Raw genomic sequence first — 24,814 nt, 5'->3', positions numbered from 1 at the left:
TCTGGCGTTGTTGCGCGCCTGCGATCTCGGTTACTTCCTGTTTCACCGCCAGCAGGGGATTGGCACGCTGTGTTTGTTGATTCAACTGGGCGTGCCGTTCGTTATCAGTCGCCATAACCCGTTCCGACAGGATTTGGCGGAACAGCGCCTGCCGGTGTTGCTTGGCGAGGAGGCGCTGAACGAGGCGATGGTGCGCGACGCACGCGAGCAACTGGCGCGAATAGATACCCGGCAGGTAGCGTTCTTCAGCCCCGGTTATGAGCAAGGGTGGCGGCAGGCGTTGTCACTGGCGGCGGGAGACGGCGATGACTGAGTGGGCGTTTTTCGGTTTGTGGCTGGTCTGGCTGGGCGGCGGCGGCGTGGTGCTGTGGCTGAGCGGACGTGAGTTCCGCCGGTGGCGTTTCAACTTCAACGTGCTGTTTTCCTTGCTGTATCTGCTGACGTTCTATTTCGGCTTTCCGTTGACCGCCTTACTGACATTTCGCTTCGGGGTGGAGACGGCCTCGCCGCTGAACCTGCTGCTGGCGCTGCTGTCCGCCACGGCGTTTTACGTCATTTATTATGTCAGTTATAAAACCCGGCTGCGGTCTGCACCGGCTGCACCGCGCTCGTTGCCGTTGACCATGACGCGGCTGGAAGCGCTTCTCACCTGTGGGTTGTTGGCGCTGGTGGCGCTGGTGACCGCTGCGGTATTCTTCGCCAACAACGGCCTGCTGCTGTTCAAACTCAGTTCCTATAGCCAGATTTTCTCTCGAGACGTCGCCGGCGTCGCCCTGAAGCGCTTCTTCTATTTCTTTATTCCCGCCATGCTGATGTGGTATTTCCTGCACCAGACCCGGCGCGCCTGGCTGATTTTCTTGCTGACGACCGTCGCGTTTGGCGGGCTGACCTACCTGCTGGTGGGCGGCACCCGCGCCAATATCATCATCGCTTTCGCTCTGTTTCTGTTTATTGGTCTGCAACGCGGTTGGATCGCCTGGTGGATGCTGGCGGCAGCAGGCGGTGGCGGTATCGTGGCGATGTTCTGGCTGGCGCTCAAGCGCTACGGTCTGGACGTCAAGGGCGAAGAGGCGTTCTACACCTTTTTGTACCTGACGCGGGATACCTTTTCGCCGTGGGAAAATCTGGCCATGCTATGGCAACATCTCGACCAGATCACGCTACAGGGACTGGTGCCCATCGTGCGGGATTTTTATGTCTTTATTCCCGCCTGGCTGTGGCCGGAGCGACCAGCGCTGGTACTGAACAGCGCCAACTATTTCACCTGGGAAGTGCTGAATTATCATGCCGGGCTGGCGATATCGCCGACCTTGCTCGGTTCGCTATTGATTATGGGCGGGCCGCTGTTGATTCCGGCTGGCGCGGTCGCGGTCGGGTTGCTCATCAAGGGGTTTGACGGCCTTTACCGCTACGGGCGGCAGGCGGAAAACCGCTATCTGTCCGCCGTGTTGCAGGCGTTCTGCTTTGGCGCGGTTTTTAACCTGATCGTGCTGGTGCGTGAAGGGCTGGATGCGTTTGTCTCGCGGGTGGTGTTTTTCTGTCTGGTTTTCGCTGCCTGCCTGCTGGCGGCCAAATTGTTGTACTGGCTGCTGTTGCGCGCCGGCGCGGTTGCCGTTCGCGCGCCATCACAAGGAGAAACGGAATGAATGATGCACGGCCGCAGTACCCTATTCCGCAGTACCGTATTCGCGGCATCCCGGTGCAGGGTTTTCGGGATATGGAGCAGTGTGTGTCGGCGCTGTTTGCAGGCGGTTCGCCGCATCCGGGAACGCTGATTGCCATCAATGCCGAAAAGGTGATGGCCGCCGATCGCGATGCAACGCTGCGTGAACTGATGTTGCAGGAGGGTAACTGCAACTATGCCGATGGCATCAGCGTGGTGTGTTCCATTCGCCGCAAATATCCGGGCGCCCAGGTGGAGCGTATCGCCGGCGCCGATCTGTGGGAGGCGCTGATGCAGCGCGCCGGGCAGTTGGGAACGCCGGTGTTTCTGCTTGGCGGCAAGCCGTCGGTGCTGGCGGAGACCGAACGCAAGCTGCGTGAACAGTGGCAGGTCAATATTGTGGGCACGCAGGACGGTTACTTTACGCCGGAACAGCGTCAGGCGGTATTAGAGCGCGTGCGCGACAGCGGCGCGCAACTGGTGACGGCGGCGTTGGGGTCGCCGCGGCAGGAATTATTGATGCGCGATTGCCGCCGCATGTATCCCGCCGCGCTCTACATGGGCGTGGGCGGCACGTACGATGTGTTTACCGGACAGGTCAAACGCGCTCCGCCGGTGTGGCGGCGCTACGGGGTGGAGTGGTTGTACCGCTTGCTGACGCAGCCCAGCCGTTTTCGCCGCCAGTTCAAACTGTTGCGCTATCTGGCCTGGCATTTCGGCGGCAGACTCTAGGCGTGTTTCAATGCGGCATCACTCCGCATGACGGCGGCGGCCCGGCCCGCGCTTGCTGCTCGTCAGACCACTTTTTTTACGGCTTTATCGTTGTGATCAAGGTCTGTCTGCGCTGTTTATTTCATCATGTCCGGGTACAGGAAGGGTAGGAATCCGGTTTGCATTGCGGTATCTTCTCGGCCGTTTTTCCGGTCGGGGAGCGGTAATGCTTTGCCGGGAGAGAGCCGGTATACCTATGTGAAGCATGGCGGGTATAAAACAATAACGCTTTGATACCGGCGTAAAAAGGATCTATTGAAGACAGAGGTTATATGGCAAATACAGAAAAACAGGACAAGCTCCACCGTGGGCTGGAAGCGCGACATATCGAGCTTATCGCGCTGGGCGGCACCATCGGCGTGGGCTTGTTCATGGGGGCGGCCAGCGCCCTGAAGTGGGCTGGGCCGTCCGTGCTGCTGGCTTATATCGTGGCTGGCATTTTTGTGTTCTTCATCATGCGGTCGATGGGGGAAATGCTGTTTTTGGAGCCGGTGACCGGTTCGTTCGCGGTTTACGCCCACAATTACCTGAGTCCGTTCTTCGGCTATCTCACGGCGTGGGGTTACTGGTTCATGTGGATGGCGGTCGGCATTTCGGAAATTACCGCCATCGGCGTGTATGTGCAGTACTGGTTCCCGACCTTGCCGCAGTGGATTCCGGCGATCGGCGCGGTTGCGCTGGTGGCGGCGGCCAATCTGGCGGCGGTACGGCTGTATGGTGAAATCGAGTTCTGGTTCTCGATGATCAAGATCACCACCATTGTGGTGATGATTGTGGTGGGCGTCGGCATCATTTTCTTCGGCATCGGCAACCACGGTCAGTCCACCGGTTTTGTTAACCTGACCGAACACGGCGGTTTCCTGGCCGGCGGCTGGAAAGGACTGCTGTTTGCGCTCTGTCTGGTCGTGGCCTCCTATCAGGGGGTGGAGCTGGTCGGCATTACCGCCGGTGAAGCCCGTAATCCGCAGGTGACGCTGAAACGGGCAATCAACAATATCCTGTGGCGTATCCTGATTTTCTATGTCGGCGCCATTTTCGTCATTGTGACCATTTTCCCGTGGAATGAGATCGGTACGTCCGGTAGCCCGTTCGTGCTGACTTTCGCCAAAATCGGCATTACCGCCGCGGCGGGCATCATCAACTTCGTGGTGCTGACGGCGGCGCTGTCGGGTTGCAACAGCGGCATGTACAGCTGCGGGCGTATGCTCTATTCGCTGGCCAACAACCGCCAGTTGCCAGCGGCGCTGGGACGGGTGACGGCGGGCGGCGTGCCGGCTGTTGGGGTGACGGTGTCCATCCTGTGTCTGGTGGCCGGCTCGGCGCTGAATTACATTATCCCCAATCCGGAGAAAGTGTTCGTGTACGTGTACAGCGCCAGCGTGCTGCCGGGTATGATTCCCTGGTTTGTGGTGCTGATAAGCCAGCTGCGTTTCCGTCAGCAGCATCAGGCGGCGCTCGCCAGCCATCCGTTTAAGTCGATCCTGTTCCCGTGGGTGAACTACCTGACGATGGCGTTTCTGGTCTGCGTGCTGGTCGGGATGTACATCAACGAAGACACGCGCATGTCGCTGGTGGTCGGCGGTATTTTCCTGGCTGCGGTCAGCCTGTTTTACGTTGCGCTGGGGCTAGGTAAAAAACAGCCGGAAATGCAAACGGAAACCGAGTAATCGCGGCTAGCTGCGGGTGGTGACGGCGGATTGAACCGGGTTTTGACCGCAAATGAGCAAAGCATAAGCAAACGCATCATTTCTGTGAAAAAGCACTGGACAGGCCTATATTAAATCCGTACTATCCCCACCCGCAACGGCGCTACGCGCCCGTAGCTCAGCTGGATAGAGCGCTGCCCTCCGGAGGCAGAGGTCTCAGGTTCGAATCCTGTCGGGCGCGCCATTAAATTGGGCGCGGGAGCTGCGGAGGTACTTATTACCCCGTAAATTGAGTACCGGAATACGTAGTAAAGCAGTGGTATATGGTGGCTATAGCTCAGTTGGTAGAGCCCTGGATTGTGATTCCAGTTGTCGTGGGTTCGAGTCCCATTAGCCACCCCAAATTTTAAAGTTTGTGATATGCGAAGGTGGCGGAATTGGTAGACGCGCTAGCTTCAGGTGTTAGTGTCCTTCGGACGTGAGGGTTCAAGTCCCTCTCTTCGCACCACACAAACAATGATAGTTGTGTACGTGTTCTAAATCGGGATCGGCGAGTAGCGCAGCTTGGTAGCGCAACTGGTTTGGGACCAGTGGGTCGGAGGTTCGAATCCTCTCTCGCCGACCATCCTATTCTTAAGAAGCGGCAGTCCAAATAGACTGCCGTTTTTTTTATGGCTTTTCCCGCCTGATTTGCTTTCTACACCCGACTGGTGTATCTCCTTGATTGAATTTTTATTCGTTTTATTTGCATTTAAATGGAGATTTAATATGTCGGTCATCGATCCGGTTGAAAAACAGTTTGCCGCCTACAACGCCCACGATCTGGACGCCTTTGCCGCCTGTTTCCATGAGGATTTCCGGGCTTACCGCATGCCATCCGAAACACCGGCCATGCTGGGCAAAGCCGCGCTGGAAACCTTCTATCGCGACCATCGGTTCAATAACCCGGCGTTGCGTGCCGAACTGGTATCCCGCACGGTGTTGGGCAACCATGTTTTTGATCATGAAAAGATTTACGGCATTGAACCCGAACCGATCGAAAGTATTGCGGTGTTTGAAGTCAAAGACGGATTGATTACGACGGCATGGTTCTATTTTGCGTAATTATGCGAATACGGCGATGGTTGCCGCGTATAAACAAAGAACAGACCGCTGAGGCGGTCTTTTTTACAGTAGCCATCCGCCGGAACCACGGCCCTATACCGTGCCGTATGCGAGTGACGCAGTTTGTACATCTGCATTGGGTACAAGACAGCCTAAATAGTAACCCGACAGAAATTAGAAGGATTGCATCGTTTCGGATGAAGTAATTGTGAGCGAAATCATAAAACAATAAAGAATATCTTAGATCGATCGGGTATATAGGCGGGAATATCGCCAGTGATATAGTCGCCAACAAACAACAGCGTCGTCTTGACCCGCCTCTCTTTCCCCCATTATTACAATGTAAACGAGTGAGTTATGGCATCACATCTGATTGATTTTCTTCTTATTGGAAATAACTTTGGCACACCAGAAATGCGCGCCGTATGGTCAGAGCAGAATCGCCTGACCCGCCAGGTTGACGTGGAAATCGCGTTGGCGCTGGCAGAAGGCGATCTGGGTGTCATCCCGCAGGACGCGGCCAGCACCATTGCTTCCCACGCCAACGCCAGCGCACTGAATATTGAAGAGATCGCCCAGGATGCGGTGCGCATGAAGCATTCCCTGATGCCGACCATCGCCGCCATCCAGAAACAGTGCGGCGAAGCCGGCGAATACATCCATTACGGCGTAACCACGCAGGATGTGGTGGATACCGCTACGGTATTGCAGCTGCGTCAGGCATTCGACATTGTGGTGCGCGACACCCGTCTGGTGGCTATCGAACTGAAACGACTGGCGAAGAAACACCAGCATACGCTGATGACCGGTCGTACCCACGGCATGCAGGCGTTGCCGACCACCTTTGGTTTCAAGCTGGCGGTATGGCTGGACGAGTTTGTACGCCACCTGCAACGCCTGAATGAAATTCGCGATCGGGTGCTGGTTGGCAACATCAACGGCGCCATCGGTACCTACGCCTCTTTTGGCGAGCTGGGGCCGGAAATCGAACGCCACACCCTGACCCGTCTGGGTCTGAATACCCCGAATATCGGCTGGCAGTCCGCCCGTGACCGTTTCTCGGAATACGCGTCGGTGGCGGTGCTGATCAGCGGTACGCTCGGTAAGATCGGCAACGAGCTGTACAACCTGATGCGTACCGAAATCAACGAAATCGAAGAACCGTTCTCCGAAGGGAAGATCGGTTCCACCACCATGCCGCACAAGCGCAATCCGGCCGCGCTGGAAGGGCTGGCCAGCCTGACGGCGCCGCTGTTCAAGAGCGCCGCTCTGATCCATGAATCGATGAAAGTCGAACACGAGCGTGACGCCATGAGCTGGCGTGCGGAGTGGATCGCGTTGCCGGAAATCAACATCTATCTGTCGGCGCAGTTGCAGAACGCGCTTGGCATCCTGCGCGGTATGTCGGTGAACGAAAAGCAGATGCGCGCCAATCTTGATTTGCAAAACGGCCTGTTGCTGTCGGAAAAGGTGATGTTTGAAATCGGCAAGCTGCTCGGCAAGCAGACGGCCCATCACCTGGTGTACGAGTGCTCAATGGCGGCATTTGAGCAGAACCGCGAGTTCAAAGCGCTGCTGCTGGAGCATCCGGTTCTGTCGCAGCACCTGACGGCGGATGCGCTGGATGCCTGGCTGGATCCGGCGAACTATGTCGGCAGCGCGCCGCAGAAAGTCGATGAGGTTATCCGGTACGCGGATGGCACCGGCCTGCTGGCCGAGTGACGGGAGACGCCATGAGTACCGTATTTCGTCAGGCTACGTCTGCGGACGATGAAGCGTTTCTGGCGCTGGCGCTGGCCGCTTATGCGCCGGTGCGCGAGCTGGGCATCAAGTTTGACGCCGCCTACGCCGACATCGACATGGTGCGCCGTCATCTGCGCAGCAACGGCGTGTATGTGATGGAGAAAGACGGGCGTCTGGCCGCGTCGGTCACCATTCGTTATCCGTGGGGGCCGAATCCCGGTCCGTACGGGTTGCCGCACATCGGCTGGTTCGCCACTCATCCGGACTTCAAACAGCAGGGACTGGGCAAACAGATGCTGGACTGGCTGGAGCAGGCGGTGCTGCAAGAGCAGTTAAAAGTGCCCGCCGTGACGCTGGGCACCGCCAAACAGCATCCCTGGTTGCTGGATATGTACCGAAAATATGGCTTTCAGGAAGTCGGCCAGGCGGATTTAGGGAAAGGACACCTCACGATTTACATGCGAAAAGTCCTGGATCAGGACCTTTATCATCACTGGGAAAAGAAACACCCCTAAGAGGCGTTATTCGATGACTATGAAAAAAATTATCCTCCCTGTATTAGCTTTGTCTGCGGTCATTCTGGCGGCAGGTTGCGATTCTCAGAACAGCGGTGAGAAGGTGCTGCGCATCGGCGCCACCGGGCAGAGCTACCCGAGTTCGTTCAAACAGGACAACAAGCTGGTCGGGTTTGATGTGGAAGTAGCGGAAACCATCGCCAAGGATCTGAATTATAAGGTTGAATGGGTGACGGCGGATTTCAGCGGCCTGATGGGGCAACTGGAAGCCAGCAAGCTGGACACCATCGCCAACGTGGTGGCGATTACCCCGGCGCGCCAGGAGAAGTACAGCTTCTCCCAGCCATACAGCTACTACGGCAGCCAGATCGTCACGCATAAAGACAACGCCAACATCAATACGCTGGATGACCTGAAAGGCAAAACCGTGGCGGGCGTGTTGGGTTCCAACCACGTCAACAACCTGAAAAAAGCCTTTGCCGACGGCAGCGTCAACATTCGTACCTATGAAACCCGCGATGGCGCCATGAGCGATGCGCTGGCCAAACGCGTTGAAGGCTACATCAACTCCCGCCCGATCCTGCTGGCGGAAATCAACAAGCGCAACCTGCCGTTCAAGCTGGTGGGTGAGCCGCTGGTGGTGGAGCAGGTTGGGTTCCCGTTCCATAAAGATCAGAAAGGCGACGAACTGCGTAAGAAGTTTGATGACGAACTGAACAAAATGCGCAGTGATGGCCGACTGAAAGCCCTGTCCGTCAAATATTTCGGCGAGGACATTACGGCGGGTAAATAACCCTGCCTGCTCGCTCAACTCCTGTGACGCCAGCCTGATTTGCGGCTGGCGTCAGTGTTAATGGTATGGCCCATGAATATCGATCTTTCCTACCTGCTGAAAGTTTTTCCCCAGGTGTTGATGTACTTGCCCACCACGCTGTTGCTGGCGGTGGTGTCGATGCTGTTTGCCATCGTGCTGGGACTGGTGCTGGCGCTGGTTCGCGAGAGCCGGTTCGTTGTGGTGACGAAACTGGTGGAACTGTATATCTCGCTGTTTCGCGGTATTCCATCGCTGGTTCAGTTGTTCATCATCTATTTCGGGTTGCCGCAGCTGTTTCCATCGCTTAACGGCCTGTCCGCCATGACGGCGGCGATTATCGGCTTTAGCCTGAAAAACTCGGCTTATATGGCGGAGATCTTCCGGGCGGCGCTGGCGTCGGTGGATTTCGGGCAAACGGAAGCCGGCCTGTCGGTAGGGATGAACAAGGCACAGATTTACCGCCGCATCGTGTTGCCGCAGGCGATGCTCAATGCGCTGCCTGCTACCGGCAACACCTTTATTTCGCTGATCAAAGACACCTCGGTGGCCTTTGCGCTCGGTGTCTCGGAACTGTTTGCCGAAGGCAAGATGATCGCCGCCGAATCGCTGCGCTTCTTCGAAACCTTCCTGGTGGTGGGGCTGATTTACTGGCTGCTCATCATGGTTTACTCCTGGTTGCAGTCGCAACTGGAGAAGAAACTGAGCCATTCACGGCAGCGTTAAGGAGCCGACATGATTAGCGTAAAAAATCTGACTAAACGTTTTGGCGACCAGGTGGTGCTGAACAACATCAGTCTGGATATCGCCCAGGGCGAGGTGGTGGCAATCATCGGGCCGTCCGGCTCAGGCAAGTCCACCCTGCTGCGTTGCCTGAATCTGCTGGAAAAGCCAGAGTCCGGCACCATTACCATCGGCGATCAGTCGCTGGATACCAGCCGTTATACCGGCAAGGAAGAGTATGCGCTTAGACGTCAGACGGCGATGGTGTTCCAGAATTACAACCTGTTCAAGAACAAGACCGCGCTGGAAAACATCACCGAAGCCCTGATTGTGGTGAAGAAGATGCCGAAAAAGCAGGCGGACGAGATTGGGCTGTCGCTGCTGGAGCTGGTGGGGCTGCTGCCGCAGGCGCATCAGTACCCGGTGACGCTGTCCGGCGGCCAACAGCAGCGCGTTAGCATCGCCCGTGCGCTGGCGGTGGATCCGAAGGCGATTCTGTTTGATGAGCCGACCTCGGCGCTTGATCCGGAACGCGTGCATGAAGTGCTGCAGGTTATCCAGAAACTGGCGGGGCAGAACACCACCATGGTGATCGTGACCCATGAGATGCAGTTCGCCAAAGAGGTGGCGGACCGGGTGATCTTCATGGCCGACGGGCACATCGTGGAACAAGGGCCGGCGGAGAAAGTGATCAGTTTCTCCGACAACCCGCAGACCCGCCGCTTCCTGCGACAGCTGACTAACATTCAGGAACCATCAGAGTTCGATATCTGATCGATAACGTATTCACCTGCAGGCTCGACTCGTCGGGCCGCCCTGTCAGACAGGGCTGAAAAAAAGAGGAGTGACCTTACATGAAAGTGCATGCCCAGCATGAGCCGTTGGCACAGTTTATTCAGGCGTTCCGGCACGATCTGCATCAGCATCCGGAGCTGTCTAATCAGGAGTTTGAAACCACGCGGAAAATTCGCGCCGTGCTGGAAAAAGAGGGGATTCGCATCCTTGACCTGCCGTTGAAAACCGGTCTGGTGGCGGAAGTCGGCGGTCTACAGGACGGCCCGCTGGTGGTGGTGCGATCCGACATCGACGCCCTGCCGATTGAAGAAGAGTCCGGCGTCGAATTCAGTTCGAAAAATACCGGTGTGATGCACGCCTGCGGGCATGATTTCCATTCTTCGGCGGCGCTGGGTGCGGCGATTCTGCTCAAACGTATCGAGCCGGAGCTGAAAGGCACCGTGCGTATTCTGTTTCAGGCGGCCGAAGAAACCGGGCTGGGTGCGCCGGAAGTGATCGCAGTCGGCGCGCTGGACGGCGCGACCGCTATTTTTGGCATTCATAACGACCCAACGCTGCCGGTCGGCGTAATTGGCGGTAAAGACGGCGCGCTGACCGCCGGGGTGGACCGTTTTGAAATCAAGATTGCCGCTAAAGGCTGTCACGCCGCCAAACCGCACGAAGGTAATGATCCGATCATTATTCTGGGGCAGCTGATTTCCGCGGTGCAGACCATTATTAGCCGCACCGTGCCGTCCGATAATAATGCGGTGGTGTCGATCACTCAGGTACATAGCGGCAGCACCTGGAACGTCATTCCGGATACCGCCTACGTAGAAGGAACGGTGCGTACCTTCAGTCAGGCGGTACGCGACCTGATTGAACAGCGTTTCCGCCAGATTGTGGCCGGTATCGCCAGCACCTTTGGCGCGGAAATCGAGTTTATCTGGCACGCCGGGCCGCCATCGGTGGTAAACACGCCGCGCTGGGTGGATTTCGCGCTGCAGGTCGCTGATGACGAAGGGTTTGAGGCGCGTCGCGTCGAAGCCAGCCCCATCGGCGAAGATTTTGCGTTCTACCAGCAGAAGCTGCCGGGCACCTTTATGATGGTGGGCTCCGGCGGCCCTTACGCGCTGCATCACCCCAAATTCCGGGTGGATGATAGTGCGCTGTTCCCCACCGCGCACTATCTGTATCAGCTGGCGAAGCAGAGCCTGGAACAGCTGTCGCAGACCGCCTGATTACCCGTCAGCATCCTATCCATGACAACGGCCACGGTTATCCGTGGCCGTTTGGTTTGAGTCGTCAGCGAAAGGCGACTTGTGGCTTTTCGGCGACAGTTCGGGTGTATTCGTGTCGTCAAAGAGAGACATATAAATAATTGAATTTTAAGGAATATAAACGACGGTGTTGGTAGCGTCTCTGATTAGCGACAGTATTGGTGAGGAATGCCTGATTTTTCAGCAGGTTAGTTATGCGGGAATTAAACAGTGATTTGTATTTAATTACTTATTTATCAATGAGTAGTATTTTGTTTTCTGGTTTTCTATGAAGTTGGCATCATTCATGCTTAATTAGGGATGTAGATGCTCATTCCACCTTCTATGCTTGCTTCGGCTTCATAAACCTGGGAATGACGCAGAGCCATTTACGGTGCCTAACGTCCGATTATTGATGAAGTGCTGCTTCATCGCTGTTGGACGTAACGTTGAGTGGGGCACCTTAAAGTTGTCTTTCAGACCTGATTTTTATTGCACGCTTGTCGCTGGTCGGCAAGCGTTTTTTTTCGCCATTATTCTGCTAAATCATAGCGTTATCAGATCGTGTTATCAGGGAGAGAAGACCGGCGCTGGAGCGCGCCGGTTCGGGCCGGTCAGGCGTCGTGGGGCGATTGTAGCGTCAATAACAAACCGTCACGCCGCATGCGGGCCGCGTCTTCAGGGCGCTTCAGGCGATCAAACGCGTCGGCGCACCAGGCGTAGTCATAGGCGTCCGGTCGCAGCGCCAGTGCGGCGGAGAAGGCATCACTGGCCTGTTGCCATTCACCATGCTTCGCCAGTAACTGCCCCAGCGTACTGTGCAGCAGCGCGTCATCGCTGTGCTGTTTCAGACGCTGACGCAACAGTTTTTCCAGCGGTTCCGGCTGGCCGGCATTGAGCCGGGGGATCAACTGCACCAGCCGGTAGTCAAACTGCTGCTTCAGCCCGTCGACAATGATGTCCTGTGCGGTGACGTGGTCATCGCACACAATCAGCCGTTCGGCCATTGCCACCTGCATTGGCAGCGCCTGACGCACTTTACGCGGCTGATTTTTCCACCATTGTTTCAACCCTTCGCTGCCGCCTTCCGCCATGGCCTGATCCATCAGGCCGATGGTGGCGCGCTGTTGCAATTCATCCAGATGGGATTCGTCATGCAGGCGGGTTTTACGCATGGCGGGCAGGATATCCAGCAACGCATTGTAGGCGTGGGTACGCAGGAATGCCTGTTCCGCCAGGCGCAGGACTTCCGGGTGGCGCGGCGCCACTTCCAGCAAACGGTCTACGCCGTGGCGGGCGGCGTGGTCTTCGTTACGGGCCAGTTGAATGCGCACGCGGGTGATATCCACCGGTAGCTGATGAGTGTCGGCGATTTCCGCCGCCCGCTCCAGATATTGCCGGGTACGGAACTCGTCGCCGCGCTGCTGGGCTGCTTCCGCCGCCAGCAGGTAGTTCACCACCGGCTGCTCCGCGTGGTCGGCATTGCGGGTCAGCAGTTTTTCCACCTGCAGATAGTCGCCTTCGGTCAGTTTCAACAGCGCGGCTTTGGTCTGCTGACGCGCCCGGGTGCGTTTACGGCCGATGAACCAGCCGCGGGTACGGGCGCCGGTGCGGAATACTCGCCGCAGCAGCCATTCCACCGCCAAAAACGCCAGCAGAAACAACACCAGCATGATCACCAGCCCGGTGACGCTGGTTTCAATGTTGTAATTGTCGGTCTGAATCAGCACGTAACCCTGATGGCCGGCCAGCATCGGCCCCACCACAATGCCGGCGATCAGCACCACAAACAGCAGAAATACCTTCAGCATGTTCAGCCCTCCTGTGGTTTGGCGGATGGCTGCGCCAGCAGGTTACGGACTCGGGTTTGCATCAGTTTGTCCAGCAGCGGCTGGCTTTGCAGTTCATTCGGCACATCCATTGCTACCGACTGCTGACTCAGTGCGTCCAACTGGTCCAGAAACGCTTTGGTGGTCGGATCGCTTTCGTCAAAGTAGGCGCGTATCCAGGTCGCCGCCGTTTCCAGCGACTGCCGGTAGGTTTCGTTCTGGTGACGCGGCACCGCCTGTGCGGCGACCAGCAGGCGCGAGCGGATGTTTTCGCGCAGATACACATCCTGATTCGGCGCCAACAGCGGCTCGGCGCTGTCGTCGCGGCGACGAATGGTGATGAAGTCCGACAGGAAGTTGTGCCAGCTCTTGCTCAGGTTCTGCCGCCATTCGCTCAGTGAGGCCGACAACGTCGAGTCGCTTTCTTCCATCGGCGCTTCGTCGGTGTCGGTATCGGCCAACCGCAGGTTGTCCACCTGATCCGCCAACTGGTTCACTTTAAGGATGATGCCGTCGAAATCGATCTGACTGACGCCGGCCAGCATGCCGATATCGTGAGTGATGGCCCGGCGCACGTCGATCAGGCTGGGGTCGTTCATGTCCGCCAGACTGGCGTCGGCGCTTTTGAGCAAGGCGCCGGCGGTGGTGACGTCTTTATCGCTCCACAGCTTGCGCCCGGCCTGTTTTACCAGAAAATCAGCCTGCGCCAGCAGCCAGGTTTTGGAGTCGCTGTTGGCGAGCGTAGCCAGTTTTTCCTGCATTTCGCCAGCCTGCCGGGTCAGGGTCGTCAGCCGTTGCTCATCGGCGCTCAGGGCTTTGGCCTGTTGGTCCAGCGTCTGTTGCCACTGCTGCTGCGCCTGTGATTGCTGTTTTTGCAGCGCAGCGAGTTGCTCCTGCAATTGGGTCAGGGCGGTACTCTGACGCGTCATCTGCTGGTGGGCGTAATAATAGACGCCGCCGCTCAGCGCCAGCGAAACCACGATGGCGATGGCGCCCAGCACAAGACCGTGGCGCGACGCACCGGAGGAGGGCGGCGATTTTTGCGGAGATGTGGGTTCAGCCCGTTCGACCACCTCTTCGGAGGGCGTTGAGGAGGTAATGTGTTCCGTCATATGAGTACATCCTATGATCAGGGTAATGGTAATTGTCCGGGTTACTATCTGGTTAGTTTACTATCTGGTTAGTTGTGTAACGGTATCAGTTGCATAACGACATCCGCTGCGTTATTGCAGCGCCCGCATCAGCGCATCGTTATCCGCGTTATCGGCGATCCGAATGTCACGCCAGCCCAGTTCGCGGGCCATTACGGCCAGACGCTCGCTGACGACGACGACCCGGCAACCCGGTAGCCAGGTAGTTCGATAATAATCAGGCACTAAAGTATAGAACTGTTGCAGCATTTCTCCGCTGGTGATCACCAGCGTATCGATACCGAGATGTTGCCAGCGCTGGCATTGTTCCGCGCCGTCGTAAACCACCGGATTGCGTTGATAGCACTCGCAGTAACGCACCTGCGCGCCGCGCTGCTGCAAGGTATCGCCCAGCAGTTCCCGGCCGCCGTTGCCGCGCAGCAGCAACGCCTGTTTGCCCGCTACCTGCTGTAGCGCCGGCGACTGCAATAATGTTTCGCTGGTCGCGCGCTCCGGCGGGTAGAGCACTGGCAAACCGCTGACGGTATGCAGCGCCAGCCCGGTGGAGCGCCCCACCGCAAAATAGGTGAGCGTTTTGGGCCAGCCGGTTCCGGCGCGTGATAGCGCCGGGTCAGCGTATTCCACAACCTGCTGCGACAGGGCGAAGACCAGATCGCCGGGGCGTAGCGCTTGCAGCATGGCGGGCAGTTGCGGCAATTCGCTGCCCGGAGAAAATTCGATTAATGGACTGTGGTAGGCCTGCAGGCCTGCCATTCTGAGACGGGCTACCAACTGCTCACCCGCAGGAGAGGGACGGGTAACCAGAATCGTCATGACGAGGCTTCTCCATAAACGGATTGCAGGATGTCGCGTGCGCCGCGTTCAAGCAGTTCGTCCGCCAGGGCGATGCCAAGCTGTTCGGCATCCTGACGCAGCCCACGACGTTCCGCGTAAATAATGCGACTGCCGTCCGGCGCGCCCACCAGCGCACGCAGCCACAGCGTGTCGCCGTCCTGCAGTTCGGCGTAGCTGCCGATCGGAACCTGACAACCGCCTTCCAGCCGGGTATTCATGGCGCGCTCGGCCAGTACGCGCGTTGCGGTATCGTCGTGGTTCAGCGGCGCCAGCAGCGCGCGGGTTCGGGCATCGTCCAGCCGGCACTCCACGCCGACCGCGCCCTGACCGACCGCCGGCAGCGATTGCTCCGGACTAAGCGCGGTACGGATACGATCTTCCAGACCAAGGCGTTTTAGCCCCGCGACCGCCAGAATGATGGCGTCGTAGTCGCCGTTATCCAGTTTGGACAGGCGGGTGCCGACGTTGCCGCGCAGATCGCGGACCACCAGATCCGGGCGATGGGCGCGCAATTGGCACTGGCGGCGCAGGCTGGAGGTGCCGACGCAGGTGCCGACAGGCAGATCATCCAGCGTGGCGTAATGGTTGGAGACAAAGGCATCGCGCGGGTCGTCGCGCTCGCAGATGGTGACCAGCCCCAGACCCTCGGGGAATTCGACCGGCACATCCTTCATTGAGTGCACCGCGATATCGGCACGGTTTTCCAGCAGCGCCAGTTCCAGTTCTTTGACAAACAATCCTTTGCCGCCCACTTTGGCCAGCGGCGTATCCAGCAGCACATCGCCGCGGGTGACCATCGGTACCAGTTCTACCCGCAAGCCGGGGTGGCAGGCTTCGAGTCGTTGCTGAACAAAATGGGCCTGCCACAGCGCAAGCGGGCTCTGTCGGGTGGCGATTCTTAGAATAGTGTCTACCATGCTTGATACCGTTCTGATCCTTTCTTTCCATCGTACCATTGAAGGCGAGCCGGTGTCAGTTGCCCGGCCGTCGTGATGAGGGAAGGGAACGACAAAACCCCGTCGGGGGATAGCCGGGCGCGGCAAAAACGGCGATAATATGTTCAACGCTGAAGCATCAATAAACAAATCTGACTTTCTTTAGTTTCTTTACGCCCTTTCAGCAAGGTGTTAAATTGATCACGTTTCCAGCAATAATCTGCCCGCCATTCTTCTAATATCTATTCTGGACAGGTTGGGGAAACAACGGCTTCTTTATAGGCACTGGGATAAGCAGGCGAAACGTCTTGTACTTCTACATCGAGACACTGAAGCAAAGACTGGATGCGATCAACCAACTGCGTGTGGATCGTGCTCTGGAAGCAATGAAACCCGCTTTTCAGCAGGTTTACAGTCTTTTGCCAGTTTTATTACATCATCATCACCCGTTGATGCCTGGCTATCTGGAAGGCAAGGTTCCGCACGGCATTTGTCTTTTCTCCCCCGATGAAAAACAACAGCACTACCTCGACGGCGTGGAATTGCGCTGGGGCGAGCTGTCTGTGCCGGATCGCAAGGGCGAACTGCCGATCACCGGCGTCTACTCCATGGGCAGCACCTCGTCCATCGGGCAGAGCTGTACTTCTGATCTCGATATCTGGGTCTGCCATCAATCCTGGCTGGACAGCGAAGAGCGCCAGCGGCTGCAGCAGAAATGCTCGCTGTTGGAAAAATGGGCGGCCGGGCAAGGTGTCGACGTCAGTTTCTTCCTTATGGATGAAAACCGCTTCCGCCATAACGAGAGCGGCAGTCTCGGCGGCGAGGATTGCGGTTCCACTCAGCATATCCTGCTGCTGGACGAATTTTACCGCACCGCGGTGCGCATGGCGGGCAAGCGCATTCTGTGGAACATGGTGCCGGTGGAAGAGGAAGCCAATTATGATGAATTCGTGCTTTCCCTGTATGCCCGCGGCGCGCTGGCGCCGAACGAATGGCTGGATTTGGGCGGGCTGAGCGCGCTGTCGGCGGAAGAGTACTTTGGCGCCAGCCTGTGGCAGTTGTATAAAAGCATCGACTCGCCCTACAAGGCGGTGCTGAAAACCCTGTTGCTGGAAGCCTACTCCTGGGAATATCCCAATACCCGTCTGCTGTCGAGCGAGATCAAAGCGCGTCTGCATAAAGGCGAGATCGTGTCTTTCGGGTTGGACCCTTATTGCATGATGCTGGAGCGCGTCACCCAGTATTTGAACGCAATCAATGACCAGACCCGGCTGGATCTGGTGCGTCGCTGCTTCTACCTCAAAGTGTGTGAAAAACTCTCCCGCGAGCGCGCCTGTACCGCCTGGCGCCGCCAAATCCTGACGCAACTGGTGCAGGCATGGGGATGGAGCGACGAACGGCTGGTGATGCTGGACAATCGCGCCAACTGGAAAATTGGGCAGGTGCGCGAAGCGCATAACGAGCTGCTGGATGCGATGATGCAGAGCTATCGCAACCTGATCCGTTTCGCCCGCCGCAATAATCTGAGCGTCAGCGCCAGCCCGCAGGATATCGGGGTGCTGACCCGCAAATTGTATGCCGCTTTCGAGGCGTTGCCGGGCAAGGTTACGTTGGTTAACCCGCAGATTTCGCCCGACCTGTCAGAAACTAATCTGACCTTTATTTATGTTCCGGCGGGACGCGCTAATCGCTCCGGCTGGTATCTGTACAATCAGGCGCCGTCGATGGACGCCATCATCAGCCATCAGCCGCTGGAATATAACCGCTATCTCAACAAGCTGGTGGCCTGGGCCTATTTCAACGGCCTGCTGACGTCGTCCACCCGCCTGCACATCAAAGGGCATGAGTTGTGCGATATCGCCCGGCTGCAGGAACTGGTGTCGGATGTGTCCAGCCACTTCCCGCTGCGGGTGGCGGCTCCCACGCCGAAAGCGCTGTATAGCCCGTGCGAGATTCGTCATTTGGCGATTATCGTCAATCTGGAGCATGACCCGACGGCGACGTTCCGCAATCAGGTGGTGCACTTCGATTTCCGCCAGTTGGACGTCTTTAGCTTCGGCCAGCAGCAGCAGTGTCTGGTCGGCAGTATCGATTTGTTGTACCGCAATTCCTGGAATGAAGTGCGTACTTTGCATTTCAGCGGCGAACAGGCGATGCTGGAAGCGCTGAAAACCATTCTTGGCAAAATGCATCAGGACGCGGCGCTGCCGGAGTCGCTGGAAGTGTTCTGCTACAGCCAGCATCTGCGCGGGTTGATCCGGACCCGGGTGCAGCAACTGGTGTCCGAATGTATTGAACTGCGTCTGTCCAGCACCCGTCAGGAGCCAGGCCGTTTCAAAGCGGTGAAAGTCGCGGGCGAGACCTGGGGATTATTCTTCGAACGCCTGAGCGTATCGGCCCAGAAACTGGAAAACGCGGTGGAGTTCTACGGCGCGATTTCCAACAACAAGCTGCAGGGGCTGCCGGTTCAGGTGGAAACCAACCATATCCATTTGCCGCCGGTAGTGGACGGCGTCGCCAGCGAGGGAATTATCCAGTTCTTCTTTGAGGATCAACAGGATAATCAGGGATTCAATATCTATATTCTGGACGAGTCGAACCGGGTGGAAGTCTATCACCATTGCGAAGGCAGCAAGGAAGAACTGGTGCGCGACGTCAGCCGTTTCTATTCCTCGTCGCACGACCGCTTTACCTACGGCTCCAGCTTCATCAATTTCAATCTGCCGCAGTTCTATCAGATTGTTCAGTTGGACGGCCGCACGCAGGTAATCCCGTTCCGCAGCAGCGCGCTGTCTCATCTGTGCGTCACGCCATCGTCTGAAGACAAGAAGAATCTGGTGCTGAGCCAGCGCTTGCAGATGCTCTGATTCCAGAGCGGGAAATCCAGGATGAATGACAGTTGGGGCTAACCGCCCCAATCTGCTTTAGTCGAAATGGCAGTCTTTTTTAATCGAAATAAACGTCTTCGCCGCTCTGTTCCGAGCAGGCCTGCGCCAGCAGCGCCATGAAATCGCTGCCGCTACGGTCGCAAATCCAGCGGCCATTCTGATAGTCGAAGTGATAGCCGCCGCCTTTGGTCGCCAGCCACACCTGATGCATCGGCTCCTGCCGGTTAATCACGATCTTGCTGCCGTTCTCAAAACTCAGCGTCATCACGCCGCCATTAGTTTCGTAATCGATATCCGCATCGCCATCAAATCGATCCAGCGTTTCTTCCACCTTCAGCATCAGCGCGTCGGCCAATTGATGAAACTCGCTATCGTTCATATTCGATTCCTATTGATTTTCATGATCCACCTGCGATTATAGAGAGCATAGGTATCTGAATGACAGGTTTTAACGAAATGAAAACACTTTTTCGTCAGGGCGCGCTGGCATTGCTGGTGATGTCACTGGCTGGTTGTGGTTTGAAAGGCCCGCTTTATTTTCCGCCAGAGCAACCGGCTCCGGTTAAAAAAACGCAGCAGCAAAACACCCAGGCTCCGCAAGCATCGTCCGCCCGGCAGTAGCCGCCGCGGTACGCAGGGTGATTGAGGGTAATCTCGCGGGTCGCGACAGGGTCTCTGCCGCACCCGTTTAACGCAGCGGGGTCAGGAAATGCAGTTCTCCAAAATGCACGGTCTGGGCAATGATTTCATGGTTGTCGATGCCGTGACGCAAAATGTCTACTTTTCACCGGAGCTGATCCGTCGACTGTCGGACCGGCATTGCGGGGTGGGATTCGATCAGTTATTGATCGTTGAACCGCCCTACGATCCCGAACTGGATTTTCATTACCGAATTTTCAATGCGGACGGCAGCGAAGTGGCGCAGTGTGGTAATGGCGCTCGCTGCTTTGCCCGTTTCGTACGCCTGAAAGGGTTGACCAACAAGCGTGAGATCAACGTCAGCACCCATAACGGTCGTATGGTGTTGTCGGTGACGGAAGACGAGCTGGTGCAGGTGAATATGGGGGAACCCAACTTCGAACCGCAGCAGGTGCCGTTCCGCGCCGCTAAGCCGGAAAAAACCTATATTCTTCGTGCCGACGAGCACACGGTGCTGTGCGGCGTGGTGTCGATGGGCAACCCGCATTGCGTGATTCAGGTGGACAATGTGGATACTGCGCCGGTAGAGACGCTCGGGCCGCTGCTGGAAAGTCACGAACGTTTTCCGGACCGTGCCAACGTCGGTTTTATGCAGGTGGTTAACTCCGGCCTGATCCGGTTGCGGGTGTTCGAGCGCGGCGCGGGTGAAACCCAGGCCTGCGGCAGCGGCGCCTGCGGCGCAGTGGCGGTGGGGATTCAGCAGGGGCTGCTGGCGGCGGATGTCAAAGTGCAACTGCCGGGCGGCGAACTTGAGATTCACTGGGACGGTCCCGGCCACCCGCTGTTTATGACCGGCCCGGCTACGCATGTTTATGATGGGTTTATGCATCTATGAAGAACGTGGAAGAGCAGGCTGAACGTCAGGCGCTGACTGACGATCTGGTGTTGCAGTACCTGCGCCAGCACCCTGACTTTTTCATTCGCCATTCCCACCAGACTGAAACCATGCGCATTCCGCATCCGGTGCGTGGCAGCGTGTCGCTGGTGGAGTGGCAACTCGCCCGCCAGCGCCAGCGCATTCAGTATCTGGAAGAAGAGATCGCCTTGCTGACGGAACAGGCTACCCGCAACGAGGAACTGTTCAGCCAGCTATTGCAATTGCAGATGGCGCTCTCTACCGCCGCGTCGTTGCAGGAATTGCTCGACAGGCTGCACCGCTGGGCGCGCAAACTGGGGCTGTCGGGTGCGGCTATCCGTTTGTTTACCGATCGCTGGCGTATCGGCGCGCCTTCCGATTTTACCCATCTGGCGCTTAACCGTACGGTGTTTGAGCCGCTGCGTATCCAGCGGCTGGGCGAACGGCATCATTATCTTGGGACGCTGAACGGCCCCGAACTGCTGCTGTTGTTGCCGCAGGCGCGCCATGTCGGCTCGGTGGCGCTGTCGCTGATGGGAAAAAACGGCGATCTGGGATTGCTGATTTTCAGCAGCCGCGACAGCCACCACTATCAGGACGGCATGGGCACCGATCTGTTGCAACATCTGGCGACGATTATCCCGGTATTGCTGGAGCGATGGATTGAACGCCTATGAACCCCGATTCCCCCCTGTCGGCGCCGGCCGAAGCCTTTCTGCGTTACCTGCGGGTTGAGCGGCAACTGAGTCCGCTGACGCAAAGCAGCTATGCCCATCAGTTACAGGTGATTATCGACATGTTGTCGGCGTCCGGCGTTGCCGATTGGCAGGCGCTGGATGCTGCCGGCGTGCGAGCGGTGGTGGCGCGCAGCAAGCGCGACGGGCTGAACGCCGCCAGTCTGGCGCAGCGTCTGTCGGCGTTACGCAGCTTTCTTGACTGGCTGGTTGGCCGCGGCGAACTCAAGGCCAACCCGGCCCGCGGCGTGCCGGCGCCGAAAGCGGGTCGGCATCTGCCCAAAAACATGGATGTGGATGAAATGAGCCGCCTGCTGGATATCGACCTCAGCGATCCGCTGGCGGTGCGCGATCGCGCCATGCTGGAAGTGATGTACGGCGCCGGGCTGCGTCTGGCGGAACTGGTCGGGCTGGACTGCGGTCACGTTGATCTGGACAGCGGCGAGGTATGGGTGATGGGGAAAGGCAGTAAAGAACGCAAGCTGCCGATCGGTGCGACCGCCGTTACCTGGCTACGGAATTGGCTGGCGGTGCGGGATATTTACGCGCCGGAAGACGACGCGATATTCATCTCCAGCCTCGGTAAGCGCATTTCAATGCGCAACGTACAGAAGCGCTTTGCCGAATGGGGCGTCAAACAGGGCGTGAACAGCCATGTTCACCCGCACAAGTTGCGGCATTCGTTTGCCACCCACATGCTGGAGTCCAGCGGCGACCTGCGCGCGGTGCAGGAACTGCTGGGCCATGCTAACCTCTCCACCACCCAGATCTATACCCACCTGGACTTTCAACATCTGGCATCGGTGTACGATGCCGCGCACCCACGCGCCAGACGAGGTAAATCCTGATGTATTTTTATCGCCCGCTTGGTCGGATTGAGGCCATCACGTTCGATTTGGACGATACCCTGTACGACAACTATGAGGTTATCCGGCGAACGGAGCTGGAGTCGTTGCGGTTTTTGCAGAACTATCACCCTGGGTTGCGGGCGTTTACCAGCGAAGGTTTGCGTCAGCTACGGCAGGAACTGCTGGCGCAGGAGCCGGAGATTTATCACGACGTCACGCACTGGCGTTGGCGTTCCGTACATCTGGCGATGACCCGGGTGGGGATGTCGCCGGAAGAGGCGGCCGCCGGCGCGGACGCAGTGATGGCGGAATTCGCCCGCTGGCGCAGCCGTATCGCCGTGCCGCAGGAAACCCACGATACATTGCGCGCGCTGGGGCAACGCTGGCCGCTGGTGGCGATCACCAACGGCAATGCCGATCCGCACGCCTGCGGCCTCGGCGATTATTTCCGGTTTATTTTGCGCGCCGGTCCGGATGGCCGCTCAAAGCCCTGGCATGATATGTATCAACTGGCCGCCGAACGGCTGAATTTACCGTTGCATAACCTGCTGCATGTGGGGGATGATCTGACCACCGACGTGGCCGGCGCCATTCGCAGCGGCGTACAATCCTGCTGGATTAATCTGCGTGACGGCAACCTGATGCAGATTCACGATTCCCGGCTGCTGCCGCATGTGGAAATTTTCAGCTTGGCATCGCTCACCACGTTGCTATAATTCTGCTATTTTTACTGTATAGATAACCAGTGGAATTTGTCTCCGATCCGGAGGCCGGGTTCCCCTTTGACGGATAACCGACGCCTATGGACGTATCTGACCTGCTCGACAGTCTGAATGATAAACAGCGTGACGCCGTGGCGGCGGCGCGCAGCAACATGCTGGTACTGGCTGGCGCAGGCAGTGGCAAAACCCGCGTGCTGGTTCATCGCATCGCCTGGTTGCTGACGGTGGAAAACTGTTCGCCTTATTCGATCATGGCGGTGACCTTCACCAACAAGGCGGCGGCGGAAATGCGCCACCGTATCGATCAACTGCTCGGCACCAGTCAGGGCGGGATGTGGATCGGCACGTTCCACGGACTGGCGCATCGTCTGCTGCGCGCGCACCATCTGGATGCCGGCTTGCCGCAGGATTTCCAGATTCTGGACAGCGAAGATCAACTGCGGCTGCTCAAACGTCTGATCAAGGCGCTGAATCTGGATGAGAAGCAGTGGCCGCCCCGTCAGGCGATGTGGTACATCAACGGCAAGAAAGACGAAGGGCTGCGGCCGCAGCACATCGACAGCTACGGCAACCCGGTGGAGCAGACCTGGCTGCGCATCTATCAGGCTTATCAGGAAGCGTGCGATCGCGCCGGGCTGGTGGATTTCGCCGAATTGCTGCTGCGCGCCCACGAATTGTGGCTCAACAAACCGCATATCCTGCAGCATTACCGCGACCGTTTTAACAACATTCTGGTGGACGAGTTTCAGGATACCAACCGTATCCAGTACGCCTGGATTCGCCTGCTGGCCGGCGACAGCGCCAAAGTGATGATCGTCGGCGACGATGACCAGTCGATCTACGGCTGGCGCGGAGCGCAGGTGGAGAACATCCAGCACTTCCTGCGCGATTTCAGCGACGTAGCCACCATCCGTCTGGAGCAGAATTACCGTTCCACCGCCAACATCCTCAATGCCGCCAACGCGCTGATTGCCCACAACGGCGACCGGCTGGGCAAGAACCTGTGGACCGATGGCATCGAGGGCGAACCGATTTCGCTGTATTGCGCCTTTAACGAACTGGACGAAGCGCGGTTTGTGGTCAGCCGCATCAAGGTGTGGCAGGAAGCGGGCGGCGCGCTCAGCGAATGCGCCATTCTTTATCGCAGCAACGCCCAGTCGCGTGTACTGGAAGAAGCGTTGTTGCAGCAAAGCCTGCCGTACCGGATTTATGGCGGCATGCGCTTCTTCGAACGACAGGAAATCAAGGATGCGCTGTCTTATCTGCGGTTGATGACCAACCGCAACGATGACGCCGCCTTTGAGCGTGTGGTCAATACGCCGACGCGCGGCATCGGCGATCGCACGCTGGACGTGGTGCGCCAGACGGCGCGCGACCGCCAGTTGACGCTGTGGCAGGCCACGCGCGCGTTGTTGCAGGAAAAAGTGCTGGCCGGGCGCGCCGCCGCCGCGTTGCAACGTTTTCTGGAGCTGGTGGATGCGCTCGCCAGCGATACCGCCGATTTACCGCTGCATGTGCAGACCGACCGGGTGATCCGCGATTCCGGATTGTGGAGCATGTACGAGCAGGAAAAAGGCGAGAAGGGTCAGGCGCGGGTGGAAAACCTGGAAGAACTGGTGACGGCGACCCGCCAGTTCAGCTATCAGGACGAAGATCAGGACTTGCTGCCGCTGCAGGCGTTTTTGTCTCATGCCGCGCTGGAAGCCGGCGAAGGGCAGGCGGACGCCTATCAGGACGCGGTGCAATTGATGACGCTGCACTCCGCCAAAGGGCTGGAGTTCCCGCAGGTATTCGTCGTCGGCATGGAAGAGGGGATGTTCCCCAGTCAGATGTCGCTGGATGAAGGCGGTCGTCTGGAAGAAGAGCGCCGGCTGGCCTACGTTGGCGTGACGCGCGCCATGCAGAAACTGACGCTGACCTACGCCGAAAGCCGCCGTCTGTACGGCAAGGAAACCTATCACCGTCCGTCGCGTTTTATCGGCGAACTGCCGGCGGAGTGCGTGGAGGAGGTACGGCTGCGCGCCAGCGTCTCTCGTCCGGTCAATCATCAGCGGCTGGGGACGCCAATAAGCCAGAGCGATAGCGGTTATAAGCTGGGGCAACGGGTGCGCCACGCCAAATTCGGCGAAGGCACCATTGTTAATGTGGAAGGCAGCGGCGATCACTGCCGGATCCAGGTGGCGTTTGCCGGTCAGGGCATCAAATGGCTGGTGGCCGCGTATGCCCGTTTGGATACGGTATAACGCGTTCATGCCGTGATGGGAGCGGTGTTCAGTCTGAGTTCACTGGATGTTACGGTTGGACACAGA

23 protein-coding genes and 4 tRNA genes are annotated in these 24,814 nt (G+C 57.9%); 22 read left to right on the top strand and 5 right to left on the bottom strand.

What is annotated here, in order from left to right:
* The 15 genes from DXXMK7_RS19825 to DXXMK7_RS19755 all read left to right on the top strand — a co-directional run.
* A partial coding sequence (locus tag DXXMK7_RS19825) for a TDP-N-acetylfucosamine:lipid II N-acetylfucosaminyltransferase (protein WP_193745931.1) occupies window positions 1-313 on the top strand: 313 nt, incomplete at its 5' end.
* Window positions 306-1,646, top strand: coding sequence for an ECA oligosaccharide polymerase (wzyE, locus tag DXXMK7_RS19820; protein WP_038920506.1), 1,341 nt, complete (start codon window positions 306-308; stop codon window positions 1,644-1,646). The genes DXXMK7_RS19825 and wzyE, both read left to right, overlap by 8 nt.
* Window positions 1,643-2,395 carry a lipopolysaccharide N-acetylmannosaminouronosyltransferase gene (wecG, locus tag DXXMK7_RS19815; protein ID WP_038920504.1) on the top strand — a complete coding sequence of 251 codons (753 nt, stop codon included), beginning with the start codon at window positions 1,643-1,645 and terminating at the stop codon, window positions 2,393-2,395. Before wzyE ends, wecG begins: the two co-directional genes overlap by 4 nt.
* 311 nt (window positions 2,396-2,706) lie before the next feature.
* Window positions 2,707-4,101 carry an amino acid permease gene (locus DXXMK7_RS19810; protein WP_038920503.1) on the top strand — a complete coding sequence of 465 codons (1,395 nt, stop codon included), beginning with the start codon at window positions 2,707-2,709 and terminating at the stop codon, window positions 4,099-4,101.
* Between the two features lie 146 nt (window positions 4,102-4,247).
* Window positions 4,248-4,324: transfer RNA gene (locus DXXMK7_RS19805), tRNA-Arg, on the top strand.
* A gap of 82 nt (window positions 4,325-4,406) precedes the next feature.
* Window positions 4,407-4,482, top strand: a tRNA-His gene (locus DXXMK7_RS19800).
* A gap of 20 nt (window positions 4,483-4,502) precedes the next feature.
* Window positions 4,503-4,588: transfer RNA gene (locus DXXMK7_RS19795), tRNA-Leu, on the top strand.
* 40 nt (window positions 4,589-4,628) lie between these two features.
* A tRNA-Pro gene (locus tag DXXMK7_RS19790) sits at window positions 4,629-4,705 on the top strand.
* A 143-nt stretch (window positions 4,706-4,848) separates the two neighbouring features.
* On the top strand, window positions 4,849-5,184 hold the full coding sequence (locus tag DXXMK7_RS19785; protein ID WP_038920502.1) for a nuclear transport factor 2 family protein: 336 nt from the start codon (window positions 4,849-4,851) through the stop codon (window positions 5,182-5,184).
* A 357-nt stretch (window positions 5,185-5,541) separates the two neighbouring features.
* Window positions 5,542-6,906: an adenylosuccinate lyase gene (gene purB / locus DXXMK7_RS19780; RefSeq protein WP_038920501.1), complete on the top strand. Its 1,365-nt coding sequence runs from the start codon at window positions 5,542-5,544 to the stop codon at window positions 6,904-6,906.
* 11 nt (window positions 6,907-6,917) lie between these two features.
* Window positions 6,918-7,442, top strand: a complete 525-nt coding sequence (locus DXXMK7_RS19775) for a GNAT family N-acetyltransferase (protein WP_038920499.1) — start codon at window positions 6,918-6,920, stop codon at window positions 7,440-7,442.
* A gap of 13 nt (window positions 7,443-7,455) precedes the next feature.
* A complete protein-coding gene (locus DXXMK7_RS19770; protein ID WP_038920498.1) occupies window positions 7,456-8,235 on the top strand; it encodes an amino acid ABC transporter substrate-binding protein in 780 nt (259 codons plus the stop codon).
* Between the two features lie 72 nt (window positions 8,236-8,307).
* Window positions 8,308-8,979, top strand: a complete 672-nt coding sequence (locus tag DXXMK7_RS19765) for an amino acid ABC transporter permease (protein WP_038664688.1) — start codon at window positions 8,308-8,310, stop codon at window positions 8,977-8,979.
* Between the two features lie 9 nt (window positions 8,980-8,988).
* Window positions 8,989-9,750, top strand: a complete 762-nt coding sequence (locus DXXMK7_RS19760) for an amino acid ABC transporter ATP-binding protein (protein ID WP_038920497.1) — start codon at window positions 8,989-8,991, stop codon at window positions 9,748-9,750.
* A gap of 80 nt (window positions 9,751-9,830) precedes the next feature.
* Entirely contained in the window at window positions 9,831-10,991 is a 1,161-nt protein-coding gene (locus DXXMK7_RS19755; RefSeq protein WP_038920496.1) for a M20 peptidase aminoacylase family protein, read from the top strand.
* A gap of 632 nt (window positions 10,992-11,623) precedes the next feature.
* Here DXXMK7_RS19755 and hemY read toward each other — a convergent pair.
* From hemY to hemC, 4 genes are all read right to left on the bottom strand, one after another.
* The gene (hemY, locus tag DXXMK7_RS19750) at window positions 11,624-12,820 is read right to left on the bottom strand and encodes a protoheme IX biogenesis protein HemY (protein ID WP_038920494.1); all 1,197 of its coding nucleotides are present in this window, start codon (window positions 12,818-12,820) and stop codon (window positions 11,624-11,626) included.
* 2 nt (window positions 12,821-12,822) lie between these two features.
* Entirely contained in the window at window positions 12,823-13,950 is a 1,128-nt protein-coding gene (hemX, locus tag DXXMK7_RS19745) for a uroporphyrinogen-III C-methyltransferase (RefSeq protein WP_038920493.1), read from the bottom strand.
* Window positions 13,951-14,061: 111 nt separating this feature from the next.
* Window positions 14,062-14,802 carry a uroporphyrinogen-III synthase gene (gene hemD / locus DXXMK7_RS19740; RefSeq protein ID WP_038920492.1) on the bottom strand — a complete coding sequence of 247 codons (741 nt, stop codon included), beginning with the start codon at window positions 14,800-14,802 and terminating at the stop codon, window positions 14,062-14,064.
* Entirely contained in the window at window positions 14,799-15,740 is a 942-nt protein-coding gene (gene hemC, locus DXXMK7_RS19735; protein ID WP_038920491.1) for a hydroxymethylbilane synthase, read from the bottom strand. The genes hemD and hemC overlap by 4 nt, the downstream gene beginning before the upstream one ends.
* A 326-nt stretch (window positions 15,741-16,066) precedes the next feature.
* Between hemC and DXXMK7_RS19730 the strand changes: the two genes are divergently transcribed.
* Complete coding sequence (locus tag DXXMK7_RS19730) at window positions 16,067-18,625, top strand: class I adenylate cyclase (RefSeq protein WP_038920490.1); 2,559 nt, start codon at window positions 16,067-16,069, stop codon at window positions 18,623-18,625.
* Between the two features lie 79 nt (window positions 18,626-18,704).
* On the opposite strand, the gene cyaY is transcribed toward DXXMK7_RS19730, so the two are convergent.
* Window positions 18,705-19,025 (bottom strand): iron donor protein CyaY, encoded by a 321-nt coding sequence (cyaY, locus tag DXXMK7_RS19725; protein ID WP_038664732.1) that lies wholly within the window; start codon window positions 19,023-19,025, stop codon window positions 18,705-18,707.
* 77 nt (window positions 19,026-19,102) lie between these two features.
* Between cyaY and DXXMK7_RS22165 the strand changes: the two genes are divergently transcribed.
* From DXXMK7_RS22165 to uvrD, 6 genes are all read left to right on the top strand, one after another.
* Window positions 19,103-19,267, top strand: a complete 165-nt coding sequence (locus tag DXXMK7_RS22165; RefSeq protein WP_303313299.1) for a lipoprotein — start codon at window positions 19,103-19,105, stop codon at window positions 19,265-19,267.
* An 88-nt stretch (window positions 19,268-19,355) separates the two neighbouring features.
* Window positions 19,356-20,180, top strand: a complete 825-nt coding sequence (gene dapF / locus DXXMK7_RS19720; RefSeq protein WP_038920489.1) for a diaminopimelate epimerase — start codon at window positions 19,356-19,358, stop codon at window positions 20,178-20,180.
* A complete protein-coding gene (locus tag DXXMK7_RS19715; RefSeq protein ID WP_038920488.1) occupies window positions 20,177-20,878 on the top strand; it encodes a DUF484 domain-containing protein in 702 nt (233 codons plus the stop codon). The genes dapF and DXXMK7_RS19715 overlap by 4 nt, the downstream gene beginning before the upstream one ends.
* The gene (gene xerC, locus DXXMK7_RS19710) at window positions 20,875-21,783 is read left to right on the top strand and encodes a tyrosine recombinase XerC (protein ID WP_038920487.1); all 909 of its coding nucleotides are present in this window, start codon (window positions 20,875-20,877) and stop codon (window positions 21,781-21,783) included. The genes DXXMK7_RS19715 and xerC overlap by 4 nt, the downstream gene beginning before the upstream one ends.
* On the top strand, window positions 21,783-22,499 hold the full coding sequence (gene yigB / locus DXXMK7_RS19705) for a 5-amino-6-(5-phospho-D-ribitylamino)uracil phosphatase YigB (protein ID WP_038920486.1): 717 nt from the start codon (window positions 21,783-21,785) through the stop codon (window positions 22,497-22,499). Before xerC ends, yigB begins: the two co-directional genes overlap by 1 nt.
* Before the next feature lie 86 nt (window positions 22,500-22,585).
* Window positions 22,586-24,748, top strand: coding sequence for a DNA helicase II (gene uvrD, locus DXXMK7_RS19700; protein ID WP_038920485.1), 2,163 nt, complete (start codon window positions 22,586-22,588; stop codon window positions 24,746-24,748).
* Window positions 24,749-24,814 lie beyond the last annotated feature (66 nt).

Source organism: Dickeya sp. MK7, from assembly GCF_000406305.1.
Lineage (GTDB): Bacteria > Pseudomonadota > Gammaproteobacteria > Enterobacterales > Enterobacteriaceae > Dickeya > Dickeya fangzhongdai.
This window is presented reverse-complemented; position numbering and strand designations above follow the sequence as displayed.